The sequence below is a fragment of the Micromonospora sp. RTP1Z1 genome (assembly GCF_033804685.1).
Classification (GTDB): domain Bacteria; phylum Actinomycetota; class Actinomycetes; order Mycobacteriales; family Micromonosporaceae; genus Micromonospora.
The window spans coordinates 1-1,930 of record NZ_JAPFQV010000125.1; the positions used below are offsets into that span (position 1 = coordinate 1).

General features: G+C 62.4%; 1 protein-coding gene. It reads left to right on the top strand.

What is annotated here, in order from left to right; genetic code table 11:
* The first annotated feature begins 588 nt into the window (after positions 1-588).
* Complete coding sequence (ltrA, locus tag SLP03_RS31315) at positions 589-1,842, top strand: group II intron reverse transcriptase/maturase (RefSeq protein WP_319464247.1); 1,254 nt, start codon at positions 589-591, stop codon at positions 1,840-1,842.
* Positions 1,843-1,930 lie beyond the last annotated feature (88 nt).

Sequence of the window (1,930 nt, forward strand, 5' to 3'; positions counted from 1 at the left end):
CAAGGTGTGCCACGAACGCAAGGAGGAGCTTGATGTAGGTAGAGCGACTTTATGCGGTGCTGTGCAGGAGATGAAGGTTGGCCCTTCGGAGTCGCCCTGCGGGGGGAGGTTCCAAACCGCCACATGCTGCGGAAGTGGTAACGCGACCGTGGTGAGCGATGTGGAAAAGGCACTGATTGAAGTGTCAGGTGGGGATCAGGAAGACGAGCGCGAGCGAATCACTGACGACGTGTCGTTATTTAACTCTAGGTGGCATCAAAACCGGGGTGCCTTGTTGATCCCGGGAAGAGCCTGGCGGATACCCGTTTACTGGCCAGGTGGTGTCCGGCATGGAGGTGACGTGAGCCTGATCTGCCGCTCTTGCATGGAACGTGGGAAGGCATGTCTCGACACCGTTGCCCCGGGATGGGGTGCGAGAGGGAGTGCTTCAAGCGGCTGACACCGCAAGGGGTTGAGTACCGTCGCGAGGCGTGCTGGCGGACCGGCTCGTAGTAGTGCTGAAGCCCTTGTAATGGGGGTGGAGCGAAGGGGCCGGGTCATCCGTGGCTGTGTGTGTCTGGTCAACCGGACGTTGTTCGGGAGGAGCCGATGGACAAGCTGAAGTCACCAGAGAAGCCGTTTGAGATTTCGAAGTGGGAGGTCTGGGAGGCGTTTCGTGAGGTGAAGCGAAATCAGGGCGCGCCGGGGGTGGACGGGCAGTCCATTGCCGACTTCGAGGCCGATCTGGAGGGCAACCTTTACAAGATCTGGAATCGGATGTCGTCGGGGACGTACTTCCCGCCTCCGGTGCGAGCGGTGGAGATTCCGAAACAGCACGGCGGCGGCACGAGGATGCTCGGCGTCCCCACCGTCGCCGACCGGGTCGCGCAGACGGTGGTAGCCAGGCACTTGGGAATTCGTGTGGATCCCATATTTCACGAGGATTCCTACGGTTACCGGCCGAATCGGGCGGCCCTGGATGCGGTCCAGCGTTGCCGGCAACGGTGTTGGAAGAAAGACTGGGTGATCGATCTTGACATTCAGAAGTTCTTCGACAGCGTCCGGTGGGACCTCATCGTCAAGGCTGTCCAGGCTCACACCGACGCCGTCTGGGTGACGTTGTATGTCAAGCGGTGGCTCCAAGCGCCGCTGCAACTGTCCGACGGGACCTTGCAGGAGCGGGACCGGGGGACCCCGCAGGGGTCCGCGGTCTCGCCCGTGCTGGCGAACCTGTTCATGCACTACGCGTTCGACACCTGGCTCGCCCGGAACTTTCCGGACGTGCAGTTCGAACGCTATGCCGATGACGCGGTCGTGCACTGCGTCAGCGAGCGCCAGGCCCGCCAGGTGCTGGCGGCACTCGGGAACAGGATGGACGAGGTCGGGCTGCGGCTGCACCCCGACAAGACCAAGATCGTGTACTGCAAGGACGGCAACCGGCGCGGCTCGTACGAGCACACGTCGTTCACCTTCCTGGGGTTCACGTTCCAAGCCCGTAAGGCGCGCAGCAGGAAGGGGAAGAACTTCACCAACTTCCTGCCCGCGATCAGCAAGGAAGCCCTGAAGAAGATCAGTGGGCAAGTCCGCTCCTGGCGGATCCACCTGCGGATCGGCCACACCTTCGCCGAGCTGGCACGAAAGATAAACCCGATCGTGCGCGGCTGGCTGCAGTACTACGGGGCGTACTACCGCTCCGCTTTGCTGCCCCTCCTGGAACGCATCAACGCCTACCTGGTGCGCTGGATCCGCAAGAAGTACAAACGACTGCGGCCGTTCAGGAAGGCCCAACAGTGCTGGCAGCGCATCACCCGCCAGTACCCGAGGCTCTTCGCCCACTGGGCATGGACACCGCGCTTCTGGTGATCAGGATGACAAGAGCCGTGTAACGGGAGACTGTTACGCACGGTTCCGTGGGAGCCCGGGGGTGAAATCCCCCCGGGCGACCCGACCT

Excerpts from the sequence above, each read along its gene's own strand:
- ltrA (WP_319464247.1), top strand. The coding sequence starts at position 589 with ATGGACAAGCTGAAGTCACCAGAGAAGCCGTTTGAGATTTCGAAGTGG.